General features: G+C 69.1%; 21 protein-coding genes and 1 tRNA gene. 14 read left to right on the top strand and 8 right to left on the bottom strand.

The window, feature by feature from the left end; translation table 11 throughout:
* Positions 1-128 precede the first annotated feature (128 nt).
* The 8 genes from ACFXQA_RS01995 to ACFXQA_RS01960 all read left to right on the top strand — a co-directional run bounded on the left by ACFXQA_RS01995 (position 129) and on the right by ACFXQA_RS01960 (position 10,427).
* The gene (locus ACFXQA_RS01995; protein ID WP_394518118.1) at positions 129-2,705 is read left to right on the top strand and encodes a hypothetical protein; all 2,577 of its coding nucleotides are present in this window, start codon (positions 129-131) and stop codon (positions 2,703-2,705) included.
* A gap of 70 nt (positions 2,706-2,775) precedes the next feature.
* On the top strand, positions 2,776-3,897 hold the full coding sequence (locus ACFXQA_RS01990; protein ID WP_394518117.1) for a substrate-binding domain-containing protein: 1,122 nt from the start codon (positions 2,776-2,778) through the stop codon (positions 3,895-3,897).
* A gap of 27 nt (positions 3,898-3,924) precedes the next feature.
* Positions 3,925-4,977: a hypothetical protein gene (locus tag ACFXQA_RS01985; RefSeq protein ID WP_394518116.1), complete on the top strand. Its 1,053-nt coding sequence runs from the start codon at positions 3,925-3,927 to the stop codon at positions 4,975-4,977.
* Positions 4,978-5,104: 127 nt separating this feature from the next.
* Positions 5,105-6,238, top strand: a complete 1,134-nt coding sequence (locus tag ACFXQA_RS01980; protein ID WP_394518115.1) for a COG1361 family protein — start codon at positions 5,105-5,107, stop codon at positions 6,236-6,238.
* Complete coding sequence (locus ACFXQA_RS01975; protein ID WP_394518114.1) at positions 6,235-7,071, top strand: hypothetical protein; 837 nt, start codon at positions 6,235-6,237, stop codon at positions 7,069-7,071. Before ACFXQA_RS01980 ends, ACFXQA_RS01975 begins: the two co-directional genes overlap by 4 nt.
* Positions 7,068-8,075 carry a sortase gene (locus ACFXQA_RS01970; RefSeq protein ID WP_394518113.1) on the top strand — a complete coding sequence of 336 codons (1,008 nt, stop codon included), beginning with the start codon at positions 7,068-7,070 and terminating at the stop codon, positions 8,073-8,075. Before ACFXQA_RS01975 ends, ACFXQA_RS01970 begins: the two co-directional genes overlap by 4 nt.
* Positions 8,076-8,099: 24 nt before the next feature.
* The gene (locus tag ACFXQA_RS01965; protein WP_394518112.1) at positions 8,100-9,041 is read left to right on the top strand and encodes a phosphate ABC transporter ATP-binding protein; all 942 of its coding nucleotides are present in this window, start codon (positions 8,100-8,102) and stop codon (positions 9,039-9,041) included.
* 99 nt (positions 9,042-9,140) lie between these two features.
* Positions 9,141-10,427 carry an aspartate kinase gene (locus ACFXQA_RS01960; protein ID WP_394518111.1) on the top strand — a complete coding sequence of 429 codons (1,287 nt, stop codon included), beginning with the start codon at positions 9,141-9,143 and terminating at the stop codon, positions 10,425-10,427.
* Positions 10,428-10,530: 103 nt separating this feature from the next.
* Here the strand turns inward: ACFXQA_RS01960 and ACFXQA_RS01955 are convergent, their stop codons facing one another.
* Genes ACFXQA_RS01955 through ACFXQA_RS01935 form a run of 5 tightly spaced genes read right to left on the bottom strand, consistent with a single transcriptional unit; the run spans position 10,531 to position 16,795 of the window.
* Positions 10,531-12,138, bottom strand: a complete 1,608-nt coding sequence (locus tag ACFXQA_RS01955; protein WP_394518110.1) for a dipeptide ABC transporter ATP-binding protein — start codon at positions 12,136-12,138, stop codon at positions 10,531-10,533.
* Positions 12,135-12,932, bottom strand: a complete 798-nt coding sequence (locus ACFXQA_RS01950) for an ABC transporter permease (RefSeq protein WP_394518109.1) — start codon at positions 12,930-12,932, stop codon at positions 12,135-12,137. Before ACFXQA_RS01950 ends, ACFXQA_RS01955 begins: the two co-directional genes overlap by 4 nt.
* The gene (locus ACFXQA_RS01945) at positions 12,929-13,951 is read right to left on the bottom strand and encodes an ABC transporter permease (RefSeq protein ID WP_394518108.1); all 1,023 of its coding nucleotides are present in this window, start codon (positions 13,949-13,951) and stop codon (positions 12,929-12,931) included. The genes ACFXQA_RS01950 and ACFXQA_RS01945 overlap by 4 nt, the downstream gene beginning before the upstream one ends.
* Positions 13,951-15,558 (bottom strand): ABC transporter substrate-binding protein, encoded by a 1,608-nt coding sequence (locus ACFXQA_RS01940; protein ID WP_394518107.1) that lies wholly within the window; start codon positions 15,556-15,558, stop codon positions 13,951-13,953. The genes ACFXQA_RS01945 and ACFXQA_RS01940 overlap by 1 nt, the downstream gene beginning before the upstream one ends.
* A gap of 34 nt (positions 15,559-15,592) precedes the next feature.
* A complete protein-coding gene (locus ACFXQA_RS01935) occupies positions 15,593-16,795 on the bottom strand; it encodes a metal-dependent hydrolase family protein (protein WP_394518106.1) in 1,203 nt (400 codons plus the stop codon).
* Between the two features lie 274 nt (positions 16,796-17,069).
* Here ACFXQA_RS01935 and ACFXQA_RS01930 point away from each other — a divergent pair, with 274 nt between their 5' ends.
* From ACFXQA_RS01930 to ACFXQA_RS01905, 6 genes are all read left to right on the top strand, one after another.
* Complete coding sequence (locus ACFXQA_RS01930; protein WP_394518105.1) at positions 17,070-17,546, top strand: PPC domain-containing DNA-binding protein; 477 nt, start codon at positions 17,070-17,072, stop codon at positions 17,544-17,546.
* A gap of 36 nt (positions 17,547-17,582) precedes the next feature.
* Positions 17,583-18,653: an aspartate-semialdehyde dehydrogenase gene (locus ACFXQA_RS01925; protein WP_394518104.1), complete on the top strand. Its 1,071-nt coding sequence runs from the start codon at positions 17,583-17,585 to the stop codon at positions 18,651-18,653.
* A gap of 106 nt (positions 18,654-18,759) precedes the next feature.
* The gene (gene mqo / locus ACFXQA_RS01920) at positions 18,760-20,193 is read left to right on the top strand and encodes a malate dehydrogenase (quinone) (RefSeq protein WP_394519063.1); all 1,434 of its coding nucleotides are present in this window, start codon (positions 18,760-18,762) and stop codon (positions 20,191-20,193) included.
* A gap of 8 nt (positions 20,194-20,201) precedes the next feature.
* Entirely contained in the window at positions 20,202-20,807 is a 606-nt protein-coding gene (locus ACFXQA_RS01915; protein ID WP_394518103.1) for a thymidine kinase, read from the top strand.
* 34 nt (positions 20,808-20,841) lie between these two features.
* The gene (gene galE, locus ACFXQA_RS01910) at positions 20,842-21,858 is read left to right on the top strand and encodes a UDP-glucose 4-epimerase GalE (protein WP_394518102.1); all 1,017 of its coding nucleotides are present in this window, start codon (positions 20,842-20,844) and stop codon (positions 21,856-21,858) included.
* A 136-nt stretch (positions 21,859-21,994) separates the two neighbouring features.
* Positions 21,995-22,699, top strand: coding sequence for a FadR/GntR family transcriptional regulator (locus tag ACFXQA_RS01905; RefSeq protein ID WP_394518101.1), 705 nt, complete (start codon positions 21,995-21,997; stop codon positions 22,697-22,699).
* A 28-nt stretch (positions 22,700-22,727) separates the two neighbouring features.
* Here ACFXQA_RS01905 and ACFXQA_RS01900 read toward each other — a convergent pair whose 3' ends face one another.
* The 3 genes from ACFXQA_RS01900 to ACFXQA_RS01890 form a co-directional block, all read right to left on the bottom strand.
* Entirely contained in the window at positions 22,728-23,498 is a 771-nt protein-coding gene (locus ACFXQA_RS01900; protein WP_394518100.1) for an HAD-IIB family hydrolase, read from the bottom strand.
* An 83-nt stretch (positions 23,499-23,581) separates the two neighbouring features.
* Positions 23,582-23,655 (bottom strand) — tRNA-Pro (locus ACFXQA_RS01895).
* Positions 23,656-23,786: 131 nt separating this feature from the next.
* Positions 23,787-25,292 (bottom strand): hypothetical protein, encoded by a 1,506-nt coding sequence (locus tag ACFXQA_RS01890; RefSeq protein ID WP_394518099.1) that lies wholly within the window; start codon positions 25,290-25,292, stop codon positions 23,787-23,789.
* Between the last annotated feature and the right edge of the window lie 81 nt (positions 25,293-25,373).

Genomic DNA, 25,373 nt, shown 5'->3' with positions numbered 1-25,373 from the left:
TTTCCCGACGTCAGTGCGCCATGAGCGTGCGAACCCTCGTTGATCAACCGTTCATCTGAACGTCATGACCCGCCCATAATTTCGACGCTGTCGGCAGAGACCCGCTGCTGAAAATCTAGGGAGAACCCTTGCGTACGGCTCTACCCCAACGTCGCGCGCGGCGAGGCCTGATCTCCGGCCTCACCGGCGTGATCATCGGCGGCTTCGTCTTCGCGTCGATGACCGCTGCGGGCGTGATGGCATCGTCTGCTTCCGCCGCGGGCGAGCCGGGCTCCGATACCCGCCCCGTGACGATCACGGCCGCCGATTACTACGGTGAGGGCCACGAGGGCGAGCCGTTCCCCGACCTGAAGCTCACGGTTTCTCAGACCGCCGGCTTGGGCGCGCAAGGCATCGAGATCAGCTGGGAGGGCGGCAAGAAGTCCACCCCGCCCACGGGGACCGGCGGCGAGAACTTCCTGCAGTTCGCGCAGTGCTGGGGCGACGACCCGACCGCACCCGCCGACAAGCCGCGCCCCGACCGCACCACGTGCCAGTACGGAGCTGCCGGCACGACGGGGACGAGTCGCTACGGGTTCCGCTCGAACGAGCCGATTCCGACCCAGGACCTCTCCTACACCGTCCCCGGCCCGGATTCCCTCACGCCGCCGCAGACCTCGGTGCCGTTCGTTTCATCGACGACGCGAGACGGCGTTCACGAGAGGGTGGAGCGGATCGCGAACGGAGCGTTCGTTCCCGGCACCGACACGCTGGACGTGAACCAGAATCAGTTCTTCTCCCAGTACACGACCAACGAGATCTCTTGGGCGGGTTCCGCCGCGAACGGCACCGGAAGCACGAAGTTCGAGGTGCAGACAGCGGTGCAGTCGCGAGGACTCGGATGCGGTCGCCGTGTCGCGGCCGCCGACGGAACCGAGACGGCGCAGTCCTGCTGGCTCGTCGCCATCCCGCGCGGCACGGCCGACAACGGTGAGGTTGCCATCACCCAGTCCGGGCTCTTCTGGGACAGCTGGCAGCACCACGTCGCGGTCCGTCTCGACTTCCGTCCGCTGGGCAGTGGGTGCGAGATCGGCGCTGCGGAACGACAGGTCGTCGGCAGCGAGTTGCTCGCCACGGCGGTCTCGTCCTGGCAGCCCAGCCTGTGCTCGGACGGCGGTGACATCTACAACATGATCACCGCGAACGAGGCCGACGCGGTGAACGTCGCGAACGCGGCGACCGACACCGCTCCGCTGGCGCTCACCTCCCGGCCGTACTCGGGCGAGGGCGCGGACGATCTGATCTACGCCCCCGTGGGTCTCTCGGCGGTCACGGTGTCGTTCGCCATCGACCGGTTCCCGAACCCGGTGACGGCGCCGGAGGAGGCGCTGGAACGCACCGGCCTCCCCTTCACCTCCATGAAACTGACGCCGAGGCTGGTGGCCAAGCTGCTGAGCTACTCCTACCTCTACTCCCTTCCCAACGACGCCCCCAAAGATCATCTGGCGGGCAACCCCATCAACCTGCTCGCCGACCCCGAGTTCCTCGAGATCAACGATCCGGAGTGGGCCGATCAGGCGATCGCGGGGATCGGCGTGTCGGACATGCTCCTGCCGCAGGGGCGTTCGGATGTCGCCCTCGCACTGTGGAACTACGTGCTGGCAGACGCCGATGCACGAGCCTTCCTGAACGGTGAGGCAGATCGGTGGGGCATGAAGGTGAATGTCTTCAGCTCGACCAACGCCGAGGTGAACCCGAACGGCGCGCTGGCTCTGCCTTCGGAGAGCTTCCCGAAGTCCGACCCGTCGAAGGTCGACGCGATCCCCGGCGGAGCAGGCGAGTTGAACCTCATCACGTGGCGGCCGTACACGAACGACCTCGACACGTCGGGCTATCTCGCCCTCCGGGGTGATGCGCAAACCGTCATCGGCTGGGACACGAACGCGAATCCGCCGCGCTACACCCGCAACCCGCGCAGCCTGCCCGGGTCCCAAGCGGTCATCGCCCTCACCGACAGCGCCGCGTCGGAGAAGTACCAGATCGTCAGCGCCGCGTTGAAGAACCCCGCGGGCGAGTTCACGACCCCCACCACCGAGGCGATGACCGCCGCCGCTGCCGCCATGGCGCCGGCGGGTGCGCAGACTCAGGTGTCAGGGTTCGACACGACGTCGGAAGCGGCACGCGGAGCGTCGTCGGCCTACCCGCTCACGATGCCGATCTACGCGGCGGTGAACCCGTACATGACCGATGCGGATGCGCGCGGCAGCTATGCCGCCTTCATCCGCTACGCGGCCGGCGACGGTCAGGCTCCGGGCGCGAAGGTCGGACAGCTGCCCGTCGGGTACGCCCCGATTCCCGAGAACTGGCGATCGCAATCCGTCACCGCGGCGAACGTCATCGAGAGCGGCTTGACCCGCTCGAGCGCGCCCGCTCCCACCGCGAACACCGACCCGACCGGGGCCGGTCCCGCCACCGGATCCGTTCCCGTCGCCCCCGGCTCGAGCACCGGAGGTGCAGCTCCTGCCGCCGCAGCCGTCGCCGGTGAGACCGCCGCAGCCGCCGCTCCCGTCGCCTCGGGTGAGGTCGCCGGAGCGCTGACCAGCGCTGCCACCCCCGCCGACCCGAACAGTGGCGGCCTCGCGGTCACGCTCCCGGTCGCTCTGCTCGCCGGGCTGGCGAGCGCCGGCGCCGTGCTGATCATCCCCCGCCTTCCGCGCCGCACCTGACGCGGTCCTCTCCTTCCCTTCCCGCACTATCCGTCACGCACTACACCACCTCATATCAGATAGGTATCCAGTGAAGCTCAAGAAGATCGCTGCGCTCGGCGCGGCTGTCGGCCTCCTCCTCTCCGGCGTCGGCCTCGCCTCCACCGCCTCGGCGGAGCCCGTATCCAACAGCTACGTAGCTGTCGGCTCGGACACCCTTCAGGACGCAATGAACGCGCTGACCAACGGCACGAGCGCATCGGGCTCGTACGTCCGCGTGCTCGCAGACGGCCAGACCATCGGCAACTTCGACGCCTTCGGGTCAGCCGCGATCCAGACCAAGTCGAGCGGCCCGTTCTTCGCCCGCCCCAACGGCTCCGGCGCGGGACGCGACGCTCTGCGTCGCTCGATCGACGGCAACCCCTGGTCGGTTTCCGGCAACACGACGCCGGCCCGCTCCATCACGGGCCAGGTCGACATCGCCCGCACGTCGAGCGGTGCAGGCAGCAACGCCAACGCAGCGGGTCGTCTTCTGTACGTGCCGTTCGGCCGTGACGCTGTGGCGTACGCCTACAAGGGTGGCACCGCGGCGTGGGCGAACATCACCGCAGCTCAGCTGAAGGGCATCTACGAGGGCACGATCACGTCGATCGACGGCGTGACTGTCAAGCCCCGTCTGCCCCAGACCGCATCGGGCACCCGCTCGTTCTTCCTCGGCGCCATCGCGGTGACCAACCCGGCGGGCGTCGCAGATGCGTCGAACACCACGGTTCCCGAGAACGACGCCACCGTGCTCGGCGAGGGTGAGATCATCCCGTTCTCCGCCGCCAGCTGGGTCGCTCAGGCCAACAACGTCTCGGGCGTGAACACGATCGCCGCCGCAACCGGCGTTTCGATGGGCTCGCCCATCGCGGGTGCCGCTCCGTTCACGGGCACGGCTCCTTCGCTCGTTCCGAACTCGGCGTTCTACGCGAACACGACCTTCGGTCGCGACACCTTCCTGATCGTCGAGCGCGCTCGCGTGCAGTCGACGTTCACCTACACCGGCGCGCCGGCGTACGACCCGACCCTCGCGGGCCTCGTCAACTCGTCTTCGCTCACCAGCCTGACCAACTTCAGCCTGTCGCCGCTGGCGCCCGGCTCGGTCAAGCGCAAGTTCGGCTTCCTCGCTCCCAGCTCGACCACCCCCGTCGCGGCATACGCGCAGGGCTGATCCACCACAACGAATAGGACACCAGACATGTTCAAGCTCAACACCGCTAAGGTCGTCCTCGCCGGCGCCCTCACGGTCGTGCTCGCGGGCGCCGGAGTCTCGGCCGCCTCGGCCGCGATCACGCCGGCCGGCTCGACCTCGGCCTACTACATCTTCGACGCCACCACCGAGGCGCTCGTCGCCGATGGCGCGCCGATCGCGTTCGACCAGCTCGTCGCCGGCTACCCGTCGGACACCGGCTTCTCGGACTACGACCAGATGTTCACCGGCCCCGCCGCCACGACCCAGGTCTACGTCTTCGTTTCCCCCCGTGGCGACGAGCGCGACACCTCGAAGTGGCTCGGTCGTCAGATGAACGGGTTCAACGACTTCGCCGCCAAGACCGTTCTGACCCCCGCGATGCTCCTCAACAACCTCGCCGGTGCCAACTACGCATCGGTCAAGGCGAACGGTGGAAACTTCTCGGCCGGCCTCGCGTTCACGTCCAGCAACGGCGTGACCGTCGAAGACGTCTCGTTCGTCCACATCACCGTCCAGCCGGGCGGCTCGTGGTCGTACACGGCGACCAAGGACAGCGGCACCACGACGCCGACCGACCCCGAGGGCGACTCGGCTGACATCGACCTCGAAGCCGGTGTCATCGAGGCGGACGGCTCGCTCGAGCTGACCGTTCCGGCCAACGCGAAGGCGACGTTCACGACGCCGACGCTGACCACTCAGGGCCTCTCGCAGTCGACCGCGACGCTTCCCCAGGTGACCGTCGCCGACACCCGCAAGACCGTCGACCGCGACGGCTGGGACCTGACGCAGTCGGTCACCGACTTCGTCAGCGGCACCAACACCATCGACAAGAAGAACCTCGGCGTCGCGCCGAAGGTCGTCACGACCACGCAGGGCGCCACCGCGGCCCCCGCTCAGGTCGCCGGTTCGGCGACCTACCCGTCGCCGTTCGCCAGTGCCGCAGCCGGCAGCGCGGGCACGTCGACCACCCTCGGCGCCGACCTCACGCTGGTCGCTCCGGCAGGTACCCCGGAGGGCACCTACACCTCGAAGATGACGCTCACGCTCGTCTCGAAGTAATCGCACGATGAGAGGGGGCGGCGTGAAAGCGCCGCCCCCTCTTCGCATTCCCACACGTCCGCCCCTCGTTCATGCGTCGTTCAGTTTCGCGCCGTACGTCGGCAAGCACTTCCTGCGGAGATATACCGTGCAGCTTTTCCCGAACGCGGTGCGCCTGAACGCCCGCAAGGCCGCGGCCGCCGTGGCCGCTCTGACGCTCAGTGCGTCGCTTCTCGTCGCCGGTGTTCTCGCGGGTGGCCCCGCCCTCGCCGAAGACGCCCCCGCCCCCGCCGACGACGCGACGATCGGCATGTCGGCCGAACCGCTCAACGAAGAGGGCGCCGCCGTCCGCAGTCGATTCGACTACCAGGCCTCCCCGGGCCAGATGATCGACGATTCCTACGTCGTCACGAACACGGGTACCACCGCGCAGACCTACGCGGTCTTCGCCACGGATGCTTTCAACACCGAAGACGGATCGTTCAGTCTTCTCGACACCGGCATCGAGCCTTCCGATGCGGGCGCGTGGGTGAGCTTCGGAACCGAACGCTCCATCAGCGTCGAGCTGCAACCCGCGGAGTCCAAGTCCATCCCGTTCACCCTGCGTGTGCCCGACAACGCGACACCGGGCGACCACGCCGCGGGGCTCGTCGTCTCACTGCAGACCGGCGACGGTCAGGTGCTCATGGACCGTCGTCTCGGTACTCGCCTCTACGTGCGCGTGCCGGGGGAGTTGCAGCCGAACCTGACGATCACCGGCATCACGGCCGCGTACACCCCCAGCTTCAACCCGCTCGCCGGCGAGACGACGGTCACCTTCACCGTGCAGAACGCGGGCAACGTCGCGCTGGCGGGGCAGCTGAAGACCGAGATCAAGGGGTTCTTCGGGATCACCCTCGCCTCGCCCACGCAGCAAGACGTGTCGGAGATGCTTCCCGGCAGCACCCGGACGGTCACGGCGGTCGTCCCCGGTGTGGGCCAGTGGCTCTTCCTCAACCCCGTGACCACGCTCTATCCCTCGGTCGACGAGACCGCGCTCAACCCCGGGCCGCTTGCGAGCGTGACGCGCGACACGGTCGTCATCGCCGTGCCGTGGGTGCTTCTCGCCATCATCGTGCTCGGCCTCCTGATCTGGGCCTGGATCTGGTTCGGACGCAAGCGCAACGCGCGCCGCACCAAGGCGTGGATCGAGTACACCGAGGCGGAAGCGCGACGGAAGGCCGACGCCGATCGTGAGCCCGTGGGTGCCCTCGCCGGCGACACCGACCGGGCGGGGTCGTGATGGGCGGGGTCGCGCGGCCGAAGCGGCGACGGGGGCTGATCCTCGGCGCGTTGACGCTCGCCCTCGTCGGACTCCTCGCAGCGCCCTCGACCGCGGCGCTCGCCGTCGTCGCTCCGATGGCGGCCGCGGACTGTTCGCCGTCGTCCGATGCGTCGGGTTCGGGCTCCGGTATCAGCATGACCGCAACCGTGCTGGGTCCGGATGGCTGTCCCGTCGACGGGTCGACCGGTGGCGGATCGTCCGGCGGCGGCGGCGCCGGAACGGGTGGCCGCCCGGGCGGCTCCGCCTCGGGCACCGGTGCGGTGGCCGGACCACCGGCGACCGTCGCGACCGCCGCGGTCGATCCCACCCCGACCGCCGACGAGATCGACCTCGGCGGCATCCTGTACATCGGGGGGCTCTCTTCGAGCTCTGTCCCGTCGGTCAACCCGTTCGGCGGAGACCTGCAGCTGTGGTTCACGGTGCGGAACGTCTCGGACTCGACCATCGAGGCGTCCGCCGACTTCTGGATGGCCGGTCCCTTCGGGAACCGCATCTCGTCGGTAGACGGCGTCGTGATCTCCGATCTGAAGCCGGGCGAGACCCGCACGGTCGGCGCCGAGCTCCCCGGAGTCGGGCAGTGGACGGTCTTGTCGGCACATGCGACACTCAACCCGCCCGAGTCCGTGAACGGAACGGTGCTCGCTCCGGTGACCCGTGACGCGACCGTCTTCGCCCTCCCGTGGCTGGTCGTGCTGCTCATCGCCGCAGGTCTGACGGCGTGGGTCGTCGTGCAGATCGCCCGTCGACGCGAGGGCGTCGAACCCCTCGGGGCCGTGGGGGCGCTGGCGTGACGATCACCGAGGCACCGCCGCATCGCGCACCCGAGCCCGCCTTCGAACCCCCGGAGTCGGTGCCGCGCAGCGCCGCACCGCCGCGGACCCCGCGTCCGCCCAAAGCTCCCCGGCCGCCCCGCCGGCCGCCGCGTCCGCCCGTCGTGCGTCCGCCGCTGTCGCGCGGAGGGGCGATCGCGCGCAGTGTCGCGGCCACCGTGGCCGTGCTGCTCGCGATGTTCGTGCTCAACCTCACCGTGTTCAGCCACGTGCAGCACCTGGTCACCCAGCAGAAGCTCTCCGACGAATTCCGAGCGCAGCTCTCCGCCGGAACCGCCCCGGTCAGCGAGGGCACCTTCGAAGACGTCCTCCTCGCCGACGGTGTGCCCGTCGGCATTCTCGAGATCCCCCGAATCGGGATGTACGAAGTGATCGTCGAGGGCACCTCCTCGGCCGAGACGTCGATGGGCATCGCCCACCGTCGCGACTCAGTCCTGCCGGGTCAGGCGGGTGTGAGTGTCATCATGGGCCGGTCCGCCGCCTACGGTGGTCCTTTCTCGGCGATCACGTCGCTGAGCCCGGGTGACACCATCACCGTCCGCACCGGCCAGGGAATGCAGATCTTCGAAGTGATGGGTCTGCGCTACGCCGGCGATGCCACGCCTCCCGCCCCCGTTCGCGGTGAGAGCCGCATGATCCTCATGACGGCTCGTGGTGCCCCGTACATCCCCGGCGGCATCTCCTACGTCGACGCGAAGCTCGTGTCCGAGACCCAACCGAGCGGGGCGCGCCAGACGACGAGTCTGACGCTGCCCCCCGAAGCGAAGCCGCTTGCCACCGACACGACCACCGTGTGGGCCCTCGTCTTCGCGCTGCAGTTCCTGATCGCCGTCGAGATCGCCGCCGTCTGGGCGTTCCGCCGCTTCGGTGCGCAGAAGACGTGGATCGTCTTCCTGCCGGTCCTCGTCCTCGCCGGATTCCTGGTCGCCGATCAGACCACGCGACTGCTGCCCAACCTGCTCTGAACGCCCACCGAGAAAGCCACCACCATGTCTGACGACATCACGACCGTGATCGATCCGGTGCCCGAATCGAGCCGGAGGGATGCGGGGCGCCTCCGCCGCGACCAGGCGGGCTACGTGCCCGCACCCGAGGCGCCGAGCTACGCCGCCGCCCCGATCGATGCGCCGGCCGCGCCCCGGTACGACGCCGCCCCGCTCGCCTCGCTCGACGCGCGCAACATCACGGCGTGGTTCGGTGACCACCAGGTGCTCGACCGCGTGTCGCTGAACATGCCGGCCGGCGTCGTCACCGCACTCATCGGCCCCTCGGGCTGCGGCAAGTCGACGTTCCTCCGCATCCTCAACCGCATGCACGAACTGATCCCGTCGGCGTCCCTCGCGGGCGAGGTCTTCCTCGACGGCGACGACATCTACGACCCGAGCCGAAAGCTCACCGCGGCCCGCCGCGACATCGGCATGGTGTTCCAGAAGCCCAACCCGTTCCCGGCGATGTCGATCTACGACAACGTCATCGCCGGTCTCAAGCTCACCGGGGTACGCGCCGGTCGCGACGAGAAGGACTACCTCGTCGAGAGGTCGCTGACCTCCGCCGGCCTCTGGAAAGAGGTCAAGGATCGTCTGCGCGCCCCCGGCGGCGGGCTCTCGGGTGGGCAGCAGCAGCGCCTGTGCATCGCGCGGTCGCTGGCGATCAAGCCCAAGGTGCTGCTGATGGACGAGCCGTGCTCGGCCCTCGACCCCACCTCGACGCGCGTGATCGAAGAGACGATGGGCGAGCTGCAGAAAGAGGTGACGATCGTCATCGTCACGCACAACATGCAGCAGGCGCAGCGCGTGTCGCAGCAGTGCGCGTTCTTCCTCGCAGCCCAGGGCCAGCCCGGACACATCGTCGAGCACGGCGACACCGAGGCGATGTTCGGCTCACCCATCGACCCGCGCACCTACGACTACGTCAACGGCCGCTTCGGGTGACGCCCCGGGCGTCGTAACGGTGACGGGGCCCGCATCCGCCCGTCCGTAAGATAGGTCGGTGGGCGACAGCATCCGCCCGCTCGTTTTCGGGAGTCCCACATGGCGCTGATCGTCCAGAAGTACGGCGGGTCGTCCGTTGCCGACGCCGTGAGCATCAAACGCGTCGCCAAACGCATCGTCGACGCGCGACGCGCCGGGCACGAGGTCGTCGTCGCCGTGAGCGCGATGGGCGACACGACCGACGAGCTGCTCGACCTCGCGCACCAGGTCGCCCCGATCCCTGCACCCCGCGAGCTCGACATGCTGCTGTCGAGCGGAGAACGCATCTCGATGGCACTCCTCGCCATGGCGATCCACTCGATGGGGTTCGAGGCGCGTTCCTTCACGGGCAGCCAAGCCGGCATGATCACCGACGCGACGCACGGCGCCGCCCGCATCGTCGATGTCACCCCGATCCGCCTCCGCGAAGCCCTCGACGAAGGGGCGATCGTCATCGTCGCCGGCTTCCAGGGGTTCAACCGTGACACCCGCGACATCACCACGCTCGGCCGCGGCGGGTCCGACACCACGGCCGTGGCGCTCGCGGCGGCGCTGAACGCCGATGTCTGCGAGATCTACAGCGACGTCGACGGCATCTTCACCGCCGATCCCCGCGTCGTTCCGAAGGCCCGCAAACTGTCGCGCGTCTCGAGCGAAGAGATGCTCGAGCTCGCCGCGAACGGGGCGAAGGTGCTGTACATCCGCGCCGTGGAGTACGCCCGCCGACACGGCGTGCTCATCCACGCGCGCTCCACGTTCAGTTCGAGCGAGGGCACCTGGGTGCTCGACCGTTCGCGTCACCATGAACTCGTCCCCGAGGGAGAAGAGATGGAAGAGCCCATCGTCGCCGGTGTCGCCACCGACCTGAGCCAAGCCAAGATCACCGTGATCGGTGTGCCGGATGTTCCCGGCAAGGCCGCAGACATCTTCAAGATCGTCGCCAAATCGGGCGCGAACGTCGACATGATCGTGCAGAACGTGTCGGCCGCGGCCACCAGCCGCACTGACATCTCGTTCACCCTCCCCAAGACCGACGCTGCGACGGCACTGCGGGCACTGGCCGCCGAGCAGTCGGAGGTCGGGTTCGAGAGCCTCGTGCACGACGATCAGATCGGCAAGCTGTCGGTCGTCGGGGCGGGCATGCGCACGCACTCGGGCGTCTCGGCCACCCTCTTCGAGGCGCTGAGCCTCGCGGGAGTGAACATCGAGATGATCTCGACCTCCGAGATCCGCATCTCGGTGGTGCTCCGCGGCGACGACATCGCGAACGCCGCCCGTGTCGTGCACACCGCCTACGGCCTCGACGGCGACGCCGAAGCCACGGTCTACGCCGGATCCGGCCGCTGAGGCAGCATCCCCCGGTCTCCGGCGTAGGCGGTGAACCCGGCGTAGGACGATCCGCCCGGAATCGTCCTACCTCCGGGCTTTCTCCTACGTTCGCGACGGCGCGTCAGGCGCGCGCCGCGCCCGGGATCGCCCCGAGAAGCTCGCGCGTGTACGCGTGCGCCGGGGCGGCGAAGATCTGCGCGGCGCTCGACTGCTCGACGATCCGCCCGTCCTTCATGACGGCGACGCGGTCGGACACCTGGCGGATGACGCCGAGGTCGTGCGAGATGAAGAGGTAGGTCAGCCCGTGCTCGGCCTGAAGATCGACGAGGAGCTGCAGCACCTGCTCCTGCACCGACACGTCGAGGGCTGAGACCGGTTCGTCCAGCACGACCAGCTCGGGGCGGAGCGCGAGGGCACGCGCGATCGCGACGCGCTGGCGCTGCCCGCCCGAGAGTTCGGTGGGACGCCGCGACAACAACTCCGGCGCGAGACGCACGTCCGCGAGGAGTTCGCGTACCGCCGTGGCGCGCTCGGCCCGGCCGACGCCGAAGGCCTGCAGCGGTTCGGCGACGATCCGCGACACCGTCATGCGCGGATCCAGCGAACCGAACGGGTTCTGGTAGACGACCTGGATGCGGCGGCGGAGCTGCCTCAGCGCGGTGCCGTCCAGGTCGGTGATGTCGGCGCCGTCGAAGGTCACTGACCCGGTGTCTGACGAGACGATGCGCGCGATCATCCGCGCCGTCGTGCTCTTGCCCGACCCCGACTCCCCGACGAGTGAGAAGGTGGTGCCGCGGGGAACGGTGAAATCGACGCCCTCGACGGCGCGGACCGCGCGGTCTCCAGTGCCGTACGTCTTTCCGAGACCCGCGACCGTGAGGAGCGGGCCGTCGTTCGTCGTGACCCGCGGGGCGAGGGCGACGTTCGGGGTGAGGCGTCGGGCGTTGAGTCCCGGGGCCGCCGCGACCAACCGCTGGGTGTACGGGTGCGACGGCGCGGACAGCACCCCCGACGCCGTTCCGCTCTCGACGATCAGACCCTTCTCGACGACGATGATGCGGTCTGCTCGGTCGGCGGCGACGGCGAGGTCGTGGGTGACCAGCAGTACCGCGGTGTTGTGCGCGGCCGCGAGCGACTGCATGCGGTCGAGCACGTGGCGCTGCACGGTGGCGTCGAGAGCACTGGTCGGCTCGTCCGCGATCACGAGGGCGGGCTCGCACGACCACGCGATGCCGATCAGCACGCGCTGCCGCAGGCCGCCGGAGAGTTCGTGCGGGTACTGGCTCGATCGCAGCTCCGGGTCGGGGATGCCGACCTCACCGAGGATCGCGATCGCGCGGGCCGCGGCATCCGTCTTCGACAGGTTCTTGTGGCGGCGCAGGGTCTCGGCGATCTGCTCGCCGACGCGCATCAGCGGGTTGAGGCTGTGCGACGGATCCTGCGGCACGAAACCGATGCGGGCACCCCGGATGCGGCGGAGAGCCGCCGGACGCGCGCGGCCGAGGTCGTTCCCCTCGAAGAGGATCTCGCCACCTCGCACGCGGGCTTCCGGCGGGAGGAGCCGGACGAGCGCGTGGGCGATCGTGCTCTTTCCCGAACCCGACTCGCCGACGACGGCGACGATCTCGCCCGGCGCGATCTCGAGATCGACGCCGTGGAGGGCGGGGGAAGCCCGACGGCCCGTGCCGTAGTCGACGCGCAATCCGGTCACGGAGAGCAGAGCGGTCATCGGGTTCCTCCGATCGAGCGGGACACCCGGTTCACCGAGAGGACGATCGCCAGGATCACCGCGCCCGGAAGCAGACTCAGCCAGGGGGCCGTGGCGACGAAGTCGCGCCCCGCAGAGACCAGCGCCCCCCACTCGGGCGCGGGGGGCTGGGCACCGAAACCGAGAAAGCTCAGCGCCGATACCGAGAGGATCGCCAACGCCAGCTCGAGAGCCGCCATCGCGATGATGGGGCGCGCGGCATTGGGGAGCACGTGGCGGACGAGGATCGCGGGCCCGCGGACGCCGAGAGTCCGGGCGGCCTCGATGTACTCCTCGCTGCGCACGCGCAGCACCTGCGAGCGCATGACGCGGGCGAAGGAGCCCGCGGTGCCGAGGCCGACTCCGAGGGCGATCGAGAGGGGACCGAACCCGAGCGAGGCGACGACGATGAGTGCGAGGAGGATGCCGGGGATGGCGATCAGCACGTCGACGAAGCGCATGGCGATGAAGTCGACCGCCCCGCCGACGTAGCCGGTGACCAGACCCACGATCGAGCCGACGACGACACCGCCCACGACAGCGAGGCCGGCGGCGAAGAGCGAGAGGCGGGCGCCGTAGACCACGCGCGAGAACACGTCGCGGGCGAGGTGGTCGGTGCCGAACAGGTGCTCGGCGGAGGGGGGCGCGAGGCGGGCCGTTCCGACCGAATCGAACGGATCGTAGGGCGCGATGAGCTGAGGCACGATCAGTGCGGCGACGGTGGCCGCCAGAACCAGGAGCGCGAGGAGGAGTCCGGGTTTGCGCAAGACGCTCATCGAGTCGCTCCCTTCCGGCCGGTGAGGCGTGTGCGGGTGCGGGGGTCGATCACGCCGTAGAGGCCGTCGACGACGAGGGTGACGACGGCGTAGACCAGGGCGACGACGATGACGACCCCCATCACGACGTTGATGTCGCGCGCGAGCACGGCGTCGACGGTGAGGCGTCCGATGCCGTCGCGCGAGAAGACGGTTTCGACCACCGCGGTGCCGCCGGCGAGATAGCCGATCTGCAGGCCGATGATGGTGATCGAGGGCAGGAGGGCGTTTCGCAGCACGTGCCGCACGACGACCGTGCGCTGCGCGAGGCCCTTGGCGTTGGCGGTGAAGACGAACGGGCTCGCGCCGGCATCGAAGACGGCGGCCGAGAAGACCTGGAAGAAGATGGCGGCGGTGGGCAGCGCCAGGGTGATTCCCGGGAGCACGACGCTCTCGAACCCTCTGGTTCCGGATGCGGGGAACCAGCCGAGTCCGAACGAGAACACCGTGATGAGCACCAGCCCGCTGAGGAACGCGGGGATCGCGATTCCGAGCGGGGGCACCTGCGCGACGACGTCCCGCACCCAGGCGGGGCGGGCGATGTAGGCCCAGACGGTGAAGCCGAGAGCGAGGAGGAAGCCGACGACGAGAGCGAACACGGCGACGGCGGCGGTGTGGGGGAATGCCCGTCCGATCATGTCGGATACGGGCTGCCCGGTCGCGATCGAGACGCCGAAGTCGCCCCGCAGAAGCGCGAACAGGTTGGCGAAGTACTGCTGCCAGAGGGGTCCGTCGAACCCGTAGCGAGCGCGGAGGGCGTCGAGCTCGGCGGGGTCGGTCGACGTCGCATCGCCGCCGCGAAGCGACAGGGCGGCGAGCACGGGGTCGCCGGGCAGCGCGTGGATCAGGAGGAAGGCGACGGTGTAGGTCGCCCAGACCACGAAGAGGCACTGGAGGATCTTCGGGATCAGGAAGCGCGCGACCGACGTCGCCCTGCCTCCCCTGTGCGCTGAAACCACGCGCTGCGCCGGCTCGGTCATCAGTCGGAGACGACCGCGGTGTCGTAGAGGTGCAGACGTGCGGCGGAGTCGAACGTGATGCCGTCGACGCCCGCACGCGAGCCGTGCAGCTGGACGGTCTCGAGCGTCGGGATCACGTAGGCGCGCTCGGCGACGATCTGCTGGATCTCGTCGACCAGGCCCTGACGTGCGTCGGCGTCGGCGGTCTGCGACTGCTCCTGCAGGAGCGTCTCGAGTTCGGCGTCGTCCACGATGCCCCAGCGCGACTTCGACGCGGTGGAGAGCAGGGTCCGCAGTGCGTCGGGGTCGGTGCGGGTCAGCGCTGCGCCGACCATGTCGTAGTCGCCCGAGGCGATCGCACCGAAGAAGTCGCCGGAGGAGACCATCTTCAGCTGCAGGTCGATGCCGACCTTCTTGAGGTCGATCTGAGCGGCTTCGAGCACGTCCTGTGCGTAGAAGGCGGTGACGGTGACCGTGAGCGGCTGGCCGTCCTTCTCGTAGATGTCGTTCGAGCCGAGGGTCCAGCCGTCGTCTTCGAGCAGAGCCTTCGCGCCGTCGGGGTCGTACGCGAGCACGTCGCCGAGGTCGGTGTAGCCCGGGGTGGAGGAGGTCAGGACGCTCGTGGGTGCCTGGCCGCTCAGCGACCCGGCGATGACGTTGATCTGGTCGCGGTCGAGACCCTTCGAGATGGCCTGGCGCACGGCTTCGTCGGCGAGGGGACCCCGCGTGGTGTTGATGACCAGCGAGTTGGGAACGCCGGGGTTGGCCTTGGCGTAGAGGTGGTAGTCGGCGCCGCTGAAGCGCGACTCGTCGACGTAGGGCACGTCCTGGATGACGTCGTACTCGCCCGACTCCAGGCCACCGGTGCGTACGCTCGGCTCGGCGATGATCGGGAACGTCACCGACGAGAGGTAGGCCCGGCCCTCGTGCTGGCGGAGCTGCGATGCCCAGTCGTAGCCTTCGCGGCCGACGATCTTGACCGAGTCGTTCGGCACGTAGGAGTCCAAGACGAACGGGCCGGTTCCCACGACCGATGCGCAGCGCGCCTCGGCGGGGGAGGCCACCGTCTCGGGCGAGAGGATTCCGAGCGAGATCGTCGTCGCGCCCTGCTGGAACTGCACGTTGGGCGTCGAGAAGGTGACGGTGAACTCGGTGTCGCTGGTGATCTCGGTGCCCGCGTATCCCGCGAGATACCCGTTCGCGAGCGACGCGGAAGCGCCGAGGGCGACGATCGCGTCGAAGTTGGCGGCGACCGCGTCGGAGGTCAGCGGCGTGCCGTCGCTGAAGGTGACACCGTCGCGCAGCGTGAAGGTGTACGACGTGAGGTCATCGCTCACCTCCCACTCGCTCGCGAGCCACGGGACGATCTCGCCGGTGTCGGGGTTCTGGTCCAGCAGCGAGTCGGTCAGCTGCCGGCCGACGATGAGCGAGGTGGTCACCGAGGACTGCTGCGGGTCGAGGCAGGTCGGGTCTTCCTTCAGCGCGAACACGATGTCCTGCGCGAGGTCGGCTCCGGGGGTCGCGGCGGTCTCGGCGGCGGTGCCGGCACAGCCGGCGAGGGCGATCGCGGCGAGGCCGGCGATCAGGGGAGCGGCGACGCGCCGGGCTCCGGTTCGTGAGGTGGTCACGGTGTCTCCTTGGTGGGGGGTGGGGTTCGGGAGGTCAGGCGGGCAGCGAGCCGGCGATCAGCTCGCCGCGGGCGACGACGGCGACGATGTTGACGGCGTCGAGGGCATCGATGTCCTCCCACGGCTTGCCGCGGACGACGAGGAAGTCGGCGCCGTAACCGGGCAGCAACCGCCCGGTCGTGCCGGTCAGGCCGATGGCGTCTGCCGCGTCCGACGTTCCGGCCCGCAGAGCACGTTCGCTGGTCCACGAGAACGAGGTCTTCATGAGGCGCAGTTCTTCGAGCTGGTCGCCGAAGCGCACCATCACGCCGTTGGCGTCGGTCCCCAGGACGAAGCGGATGCCGGCGGCCGCCGCGCCGACGAAGTTCTCGTCGCGCTCGGTGACGACGGCGCGTCCCTTCTCGGCGGCGTCGTCGCTGACCGGGATCTTGCGATCGGCGATGGCGTCGTTGATGAGGAGGGTCGGGGCGACCGGGATGTTGCGCTCCAGCAGGGTGTCCCAGTGGCGCGGCAAGATGCCGGTGCCGTGCTCGATCGAATCGACCTCGAAGCGCAGTGCGATGTCGACACCCTCCGCCGTGTGCGTGTGGGCGGCGACCAGCATCCCGAGAGCGTGCGCCTCGTCGAGGGTGGCGGCGATCTCGGCTTCGGTCTGGTTGCGCCAGCCGACCTTGTCACCCATCGAGAGCACGCCTCCGCTGGTGTAGATCTTGATGCCGTCGGCGCCCGAGCGCGCCCACTGGCGCACGAGGCGTCGGCACTCGTCGGGGGAGTCGGCCACGGGCGGGCGCTGCGCGTAGTGCGGCGGGGTGAAGAGGTCTCCGTGCCCGGCGGTCATACCGACCGGCCCGTGCACGAGCAGTCGCGGGCCGGGGATGATCCCGGCATCGAGCGCGCGCGCCGCCGAGAACTGCACCTCGCCGCCGCCGAGGTCGCGGAGCGTGGTGACACCGGATGCTGCGGCACGCCGCGCGTGCGAGACGACATGGAGCGAACGCTCCGAGGCGGGTGTGATCAGAGGCCAGGTGAGCCAGTCGTTCGCCGGCGCCCCGGCCGCGGAGTCGAGGTGCACGTGGGTGTCGACGAGTCCGGGGATGACGCTGTACTCGGATGACGCGGGGGCCGTCTGATCGACCGCGGTGATGCGGTCGCCCTGCCACGAGAGGGTGGCGGTCCCGCGCGAACGGTCGCCGTCCCACAGGGTCAGGCCGGAAAGGGTACGCAGGCTCGCGGGCACAGGGGCTCCTCGCGGAAAGGGGCGTTGGGGGGACGCCGAGAGAGGGGGGACGATCGATTCGCCGGGGGTAGGGGCGACGCTGGTCCGGGCGTCAGAATACCGGCGGCCGAAGACCCGAAATCGACAAAGCCGGGTTCCCCGACCCATCCTTAACGAAACCGAAACATGAGCGCGGGTGCCGCGATGCCGGTCGATCGCCGCCCCGGAGCGTGATCCGGGGCGAATATAACGATCGTCCAACGACGCATCGCCCGAGCCGTGAGGAGTCGAAGAAATGCGCACATCCGAAGTCGTGGCGGGTCGCCGCATCCTGGTCGTCCTGCACTCCGGTGACGACGTCATCGCCTCGCTCGCCGAAGCGTGTCGTCGACATGGCGTCGCACAGGCCGCCGTCACGACGTTCAGCGGCGCCTTCCGTCGCGCGCGCCTGATCGCCGCATCCGAACCGCCCCTCGATCCGGAAGTGCCGCTTCCTGATTCGGTCGAGGTGGCCTACACCGAAGGCGTCGGCTCGGGAACCGTCACGGCCGACGAAGCCGGCGGCCACGCCGTGCACATCCACGTCGCGCTCGGCGCGAAAGATCGATCGGGGCGGGCTGTCGCCGGGCATCTTCTCGCGGGCGAGGCGCATTACGTGATCGAGATCGTTCTCGAGGAGATCCTCGCCCCGAGGCTCGTCCGCCGCCCCCATCCCGACTCGCACGGCATCGCCATCCTCGACGTCGACGACGCCGCGGAAAGCCGCCGGTAGAATCGGCGAAAACCACCCGAGCACCGAGGTATCGCCATGACCCGCATCTCCGATTCCGGAATCTCCCTCGCCATCGTCGGCGCCACCGGCCAGGTCGGCACCGTCATGCGCGAGATCCTCATCGAGAGGGCCTTCCCGATTCGCGATCTGCGACTGTTCGCCACGTCCCGCTCAGCGGGTACGACGGTGGACTTCGACGGGCACACCGTCGAGATCGAAGACGTCGCGACGGCCGACCCGGCCGGTATCGACGTCGCGCTCTTCTCGGCCGGCGCGACCGGCAGCCGCGCGCACGCCCCCCGCTTCGCCGAGGCCGGTGCGCTCGTCATCGACAACTCCAGCGCTTGGCGCATGGACCCCGAGGTGCCGCTCGTCGTCAGCGAGGTCAACCCGCACGCGATCGACGAGGCCGTGAAGGGCATCGTCGCCAACCCCAACTGCACCACGATGGCCGCGATGCCGGTGCTGAAGGTTCTGGATGCCGCGGCAGGCCTCGAGCGTCTGATCGTCAGCACGTACCAGGCCGTCAGCGGATCGGGTCTCGCCGGCGCTCAGGAGCTGCTGGGTCAGATCGAAGGCGTGATGGCTCAGGGCGACGTCGAGCGTCTCGTGCGCGACGGTTCGGCCCTCGACTTCCCGCAGCCGGAGAAGTACATCGCGCCCATCGCGTTCGACGTGATCCCCTTCGCGGGCAACCTCGTCGACGATGGCTGGAACGAGACCGACGAAGAGAAGAAGCTCCGCAACGAGAGCCGCAAGATCCTGGAGCTGCCCGACCTGCGGGTCGCGGGCACCTGCGTGCGGGTGCCGGTCTTCACCGGCCACTCGCTCAGCATCAACGCCGAGTTCGCCCGCGACATCACGCCCGACCAGGCACGAGAGCTGCTCTCGAACGCCCCGGGCGTGCAGCTCGAAGAGGTGCCGACGCCGCTGCAGGCCGCCGGCACCGACCCGAGCTATGTCGGACGCATCCGCGCCGACCAGTCCGCGCCCGAGGGCAAGGGCCTCGTGCTGTTCATCAGCAACGACAACCTTCGCAAAGGCGCGGCGCTCAACGCGGTGCAGATCGCCGAGCTCGTTGCGGAACGTCTGGGCGCGAACGCCTGACGCAGGTCTTTCGAGGCCGGGCGCAGTCGCGTTCGGTGTGGTGAATCGCGCCTAGAATCGTCTGGTGAGCCAAGACATCGACGTGCTGCTGATCGGTGGCGGCATCATGAGTGCCACCCTGGGTACGTTTCTGAAAGAGTTGCAGCCCGACTGGAAGATCGCCGTGTACGAGCGGCTGAGCGACGTCGCGCTGGAGAGTTCCAACGCCTGGAACAACGCGGGCACGGGCCATGCGGCCCTCTGCGAGCTGAACTACATGCCGCAGGGGCCCGACGGCTCGGTCGACCCGGCGAAGGCCATCACCATCAACGAGCAGTTCCAGCAGAGTCGCCAGTTCTGGGCCTCGCTGGTCGAGAAGGGCGATCTCGACGCCCCCTCGACGTTCATCAACGCCACCCCGCACATGACGTTCGTGCGCGGTGAGAAAGACGTCGAATACCTGCGCAAGCGCTACGAGGCGCTGAAGACGCAGCCGCTGTTCGAGGGCATCGAGTTCAGCGACGATTCCCGCGTCATCAACCAGTGGGCGCCGCTGCTCATGCAGAAGCGGCTCAAGAGCGACGAGCCGTTCGCGGCCACCCGCGTGCCCGCCGGCACTGATGTCGACTTCGGTTCGCTGACCCACCAGCTCTTCGCCAATCTCAAGGAGAAGGGCGTGGAGGTCGTCACCAACCGCGAGGTGCGAAAGCTCAAGCGCGACGGCGAGGGCGGCTGGCGCATCACGACGCGCGAGACGCTCGGACGCACCCCCGGGCAGCTGACCGCGAAGTTCGTTTTCGTCGGCGCGGGCGGGTGGGCGCTGAAGCTCCTGCAGCGCTCCGGCATCCCCGAGATCAAGGGCTACGGCGTGTTCCCGATCGGCGGCCAGTGGCTGAAGACCGAGAACCCCGAGCTCGTCGCCCAGCACAAGGCGAAGGTGTACTCGCAGGCCTCGGTCGGCGCGCCCCCCATGTCGGTGCCGCACCTCGACACCCGGGTCGTCGACGGCCAGGCTTCGCTGATGTTCGGTCCGTTCGCGACCTTCAGCCCCAAGTTCCTCAAGAACGGGTCGTCGTGGGACATCGTCTCGCAGGTGCGCCCTCACAACCTGCTGCCGATGCTGAAGGTGGCCATCGACAATCCGGGCCTTCTCAAGTACCTGATCGGGGAACTCCTGAAGGGTCACGGGCAGAAGGTCGAGAGCCTCCGCGAGTTCGTCCCGTCGGCGAAGGCCGAGGACTGGCAGCTGCTCGGCGCCGGGCAGCGAGCTCAGGTCATGAAGCGCGACCCGAAGAAGGGTGGGGTGCTGCAGTTCGGCACCGAGGTCGTCACCGCAGAAGACGGATCGATCGCCGGCCTCCTCGGCGCCTCTCCCGGCGCATCGACCGCCGTGTCGATCATGCTCGGCCTGCTCAAGACGTGCTTCCCCGACGACATCGCGCGATGGGAACCCCGACTGCGCGAACTCGTCCCGAGCTACGGCGAGACCCTGAACACGCGGCCCGAGGTCGCGCGCGAAGAGCTCTCGAAGACCGCCGGCGTGCTCTCGATCTCGGTCTGACAGCGGTCGTGGCCAAGCTCTACTTCCGCTACGGAGCGATGAACTCCGGCAAGTCGACGGCCCTGCTGCAGGCGGCGTACAACTACGAAGAGCGCGGCCAGCGGGTGCTGCTCGCCAAGCCCGAGATCGACACGAAGGGCGCCGACCAGATCGCGAGCCGTCTCGGAGTCACCCGTCCGGTGGACTTCCTCATCGCACCGGATGCTGATGCCCGCGACGCTCTGCGAACGGCTGTCGGCGACGAGCCTGTCGCCTGTCTCCTCATCGATGAGGCGCAGTTCCTCACGCCCGCGCAGGTCGACGACTTGCTGCGCATCGCCGTGCTCGACGACATTCCCGTTCTGGCATACGGGATCCGCACCGACTTCCGGACCGAGGCATTTCCGGGGTCCGCGCGGCTTCTCGAACTGGCGCACAGCCTCGAAGAGCTCAAGACGATCTGCCGCTGCGGGCGAAAGGCGATCTTCAACGCCCGGCTCCTCGACGGGCGCTTCGTCTTCGACGGAGACCAGGTCGCCATCGACGAGGGCGCCACGGCCGGCGAGGTCACGTACGAGTCGATGTGCGCCGTCTGCTACCTCACCGAATCGGGCGGCCGACTCGACGGACGCTGATTCGGCGATCGAGCCGAGTCGATAACCTGGGAGCATGCGAGTACTCCTTGCCGGCGGCGCCGGTTATGTCGGAACCCACACGGCCGTAGCCCTCCTCGAGGCCGGTCACGACGTCGTTCTCCTCGACGACCTCTCGGGCACGCAGGCGGTCGCCGCCGCGCGCGTCGAGCAGATCACGGGGAAGCCCGCCCCCCTGGTCGTCGGAGACGCGGCCGACGACGCCGTCGTCGAATCGGTGTTCGCCGAGCACGGTCCGATCGACGCCGTCATCCACCTCGCCGCGTTCAAAGCGGTGGGGGAGTCGACGCAGAAGCCGCTCGAGTACTACTCCAACAACCTCGACACGACCTTCGCGCTCCTCCGAGCGGGAGCGGCGCACGGCATCCGCTCGTTCGTGTTCTCGAGCACCGGCACGGTCTACTCCGACCCGGCAGACCTGCCGTTCACCGAGGAGTCGACCACGAGCGTCGACCTCTCGAACGCCTACAGCAAGTCGAAGCGCATGAACGAGGTCGTGCTCGCCGACGTCGCGCGGGTGAACCCCGAACTCAACGTCACCGTGCTCCGTTACTTCAACCCCGTCGGAGCCCACCCCAGCGGCCTCATCGGGGAGGATCCCTCGGGCGTTCCCAACAACCTCATGCCCTATGTCTCGCGTGTCGCCATCGGCACGCTCGAGCGGGTCGGCGTGTTCGGAACCGACTACGACACCCCCGACGGCACGGGGCTGCGCGATTACATCCACGTCGTCGACCTCGCCGAGGGGCATGTTGCCGCACTCGAGCGTGCACAGCCGGGCTTCACGATCTTCAACCTCGGCACCGGCATTCCGGTGAGCGTTCTGCAGCTCATCGCGTCGTTCGAGGCGGCGGTCGGGCGCGAACTGCCGACCGAGATGCTGCCACGCCGCGCCGGTGATGTGGCAGCCACCTACTGCAACCCGTCGAAGGCCGCGCGCGAACTCGGTTGGCGAACGCGCCTGACGATCGACGACGCCAGCCGCGACTACTGGCACTGGCAGAGCACGAACCCGGACGGCTACGGCGCCTGACCGGAGGCCGGTCCCGAGCCCGACGCCGGTCCCTGCGCCTGTCGAAGGGCCCGGCCGCATTCGTACGTACCCTGTCAAGGGCCGCTGTGTGGTCTGACCATGGGGCCTAGGGTGAGCAGCGCCCCAGGGAGGTGTCATGCCGTCGAATGTCGCTCAGCGCGCCTGGCAGGTCGTACTCGAGAAGATCGAGGGCGATCTGCTCGCAGGGCGCCTCTCGCCGGGCGACCGGCTGCCGCCGGAGCGTGATCTCTCCGTACAGCTGGGGGTCGGGCGCTCGAGCGTTCGCGAGGCCATCCGGGTGCTCGAAGTGCTCGGTCTCGTCCGCACCGGTACAGGTTCGGGGCCTTCGTCGGGTGCGACCATCGTGGCGACGCCGCGCGGGGGGCTCTCGGCGCTCCTCCGGTTGCAGGTCGCCGCCAACGGCTTCGCGATCGACGACGTGGTCAGTACGCGCGTGACGCTCGAATCCGCGGTCGTCGAGGCTCTCGCCGCCGCCGACGCGCCCGATCTGAGCGCGGTGCGCGACGCGATCCGGGCGATGGAGCAACCCGGGCTGGCGACCGCCGAGTTTCTCGCCCTCGATCGGGCCTTCCACGTCGCGCTCGCCGAAGCATCCGGCAACGCCGTTGTGACGGCGATCATGGTCGGACTCCGCACCGCCATCGACGCGTACGTCGAGGCCGGAGCCTTGCGGGTGACCGACTGGGCGGCGACGACGGCGCGGCTGACCGCCGAACACCGCTCCATCGTGGGTGCGGTGGAGAGCGGTGACGCCGAGCGGGCACAGCGGCTGGTCCGCGACCACATCGCGGGGTACTACGCCGAAGCCGTCACGTCGTGAATGCTCCGGCGGAGTGCCGCTCCGACACCTAGCGCGGCGGGAGGGTCGGAACGAGGGCGTCGAGGTATTCGGCGGTGTCTTCCCAGCCCTCCACGGCGTGACATTCGACTCCGAGCGCCAGCACCGGGTAGTCGTTGCCGTCGGGGTCGAGTCGGTCTCCGACGAAGAGCATGTCGTCGAGTGGGATACCGGTGGCGTCGGCGAGCTGCGTCATGCCGTACGCCTTGTCGATGCCGCGGTGGGTGATGTCGATCGACGTCGACCCCCCGGAGCGCACTTCGAGGTCGGGGATGCGCGCAGCGACGGCCTCGCGGAGCGTGTTCTTCTTCTCACCGGTGGGGTCCCACGCCTTCTTGGCGTCGAGCGGAGCCTTCTGCCCGAGCGCCGAGAAGGTGATCTGCGAACCGCGGTCTTCCAGGATGTCGCCCCACGTCTCGGCCGCCCACAGGTCGAGGCGCTTGGCCTCTTCTTCGACGGCGGCGAGGGCGCGGGTCTTCTCGTCGTCGGTCAGCGAGTGGGCGTAGACCGTCTCGATGCCTGCGGGTGTCAGGCGGTAGTACTGGGTGCCGCAGGTCGGCAGAAGGTGGAAGTGGCTGAGAAGTTCTGCGGAGGCCTCGGGCAACCGATCGACGACCTGCGCTCGGAACTGGGCGAGCTGTCCGCCCGAGATGATGGCGACCTCGACGCGCTCGGCGAGGGCGATCAGCAGTTCCCCGATGCGGGGATCGATGGCCGTCTTCGAGGGTGCGAGGGTGTCGTCGAGGTCGAAGGCGACGAGGTGGGGCGTGAGGGCGGGCACAGTGCTCCTGTCTGAAGACGTCTGGAAGAAATGAAAGAAGGCCCCGTCAGGCGACGGAGCCTTCTCGCTCAGATCATATTCAGTCGGGGTGACAGGATTTGAACCTGCGGCCTCGTCGTCCCGAACGACGCGCGCTACCAAACTGCGCCACACCCCGGAGCAACCACACGAGTCTACCCCGATCCGTCGGGTGATTCGAACCCGATGGACGAACGGGCTCCGGGCATGACGCGCCGCCCGCCGGAGGCTTCGGGTGCCTTCGACGGGCGGCGGCCTCCCCGGGGAGGATCAGGCGGATGCTGCGACTCGCCGCCGCTGCTTCAGGTGGGCGAGCAACGCCACCCCGAGAAGGAGCACGGCGCCTCCGGCTCCGGCGATGCGGGGTGTGAAGGCATTGCCGCCGGTCGCCGCGAGCGTGCGCGTCTCTTCTTCCGGGGGCTGCGCGGCCGGCGGCTGTTCGGGCTGCGGCGGCGTGGGCGGCGGCGGGGGAGTGACCACGGTCACCATCTGCGTCGCCACCCCGAAGTTCTCGGTCCAGGTGTACCCCGGTTCGAGGTGAGGGACGGTCCCGGCGTCCTGCGACTTCGCGTCGATGTGCCAGACCGCTGTGTACACACCGGGGCCAGGCAGATCCCTATCCGACGTGACCCGGTACACGCCCGGTCCTTTTGCGGCGTCGCTCACGAGTGCGAGATCACCGACGTGCTCGGCGTCTGCCGGAATCTTCTCGGTCTCGGGGACGACGCTGTCCGTGCGATAGATCTTTGCGGTCGCGGTGATGGCGACGAAGCCACCGCCGAGCGTCTTCGGCCAGACACCCTCCACCGCAGAGAGCGTCACGTCGTCGACGAACGGTCCTCCTTCGATCTCGGGCTCGGCCACATTCGTGGTGACGCGCGGTGTGAACAACACCGGGCGGAGGACCGCATCCGTCGCCTCGGCAGCGAACTCGACGTTCCCGGCCGGACCCGCCGTATCCTGCTGCCCGGGGGTGGTGAAGTGATGTACGGCCGGTGCGAATTCTGCTGTTCCGTGTACTTCGGCGCGCACGGAATACTTCCTGCCGTCCTCCGTGGGCGGCGCCGCGATGATGGCGTAGTCGGTGGCGGGTGAAGCATCGGCGAGCTCGTTCTTGCCCGTGTCGGAGAAGACCGCATTTGCGAGAGTCAGCACGCCGCGGCCGGATGCCTCGAATCGCACGGTTCCGCGCCGAGCGTCGGCGGTGTCGGTGGTCAAGGTCAGGGTCGCGTTCGACGACGGAACCGCCGTGGCCGCAGCCTCTGCGTGGTAGGTCTCGGCGAGGGCGGCGACGGAGTCGCTGTGCTCGGGAGCTATCTTCGAGAACGTCCACTTCACCGCCTCGGCGAGCGAGTCGCCGCGGTACCCCCACGCGTGAAGTGTGGCGTCGCGGTCGGCGGTCGCTTTCACCGCCCACCCGACCGCAGCCGCCTGCACCGGGTCGGAGGTCTGGCCGTATTTGGTGACGAGCGCGTTGATGCCCGCCAGCTGCTGCGGCGACAACCCCGCGGCCGAGTTGCTCACGCCGCGGTCTTCCGAGCCGCCCGTGGGAAGCGGGAGGCCCGGCACGATGCAGTACGTGTGGACGCCGCCGATCAGCATCGACCCGTGCCACCCGTGAGCGGACAGCGGCGCCCACGTTCCGAAGCCGGCGCCCTGGTCGGCGGCCTGCGCGGCGGGCGTCACCCCCAGCACGCCGAGGAGCGCGAGCATGACGCAGAGGAGGGCCGCGGCGGGCCCGCGAAGACGGGGGAGAGAGACGGGCACGGAGGGCATCGCAGCATCCTTTCGACGGGTTCTGTTCGTCGATCGTGCGATGCGGGCGGGTGCTGCGAAGCGGCCGAGGCGGCAGGTGTG

It is taken from the genome of Microbacterium shimangi (assembly GCF_043556445.1).
In the GTDB taxonomy this organism is placed as follows: domain Bacteria; phylum Actinomycetota; class Actinomycetes; order Actinomycetales; family Microbacteriaceae; genus Microbacterium.
The sequence above is the reverse complement of the archived record's forward strand: the minus strand, read 5'-3'. Positions and strand labels throughout refer to the sequence as shown.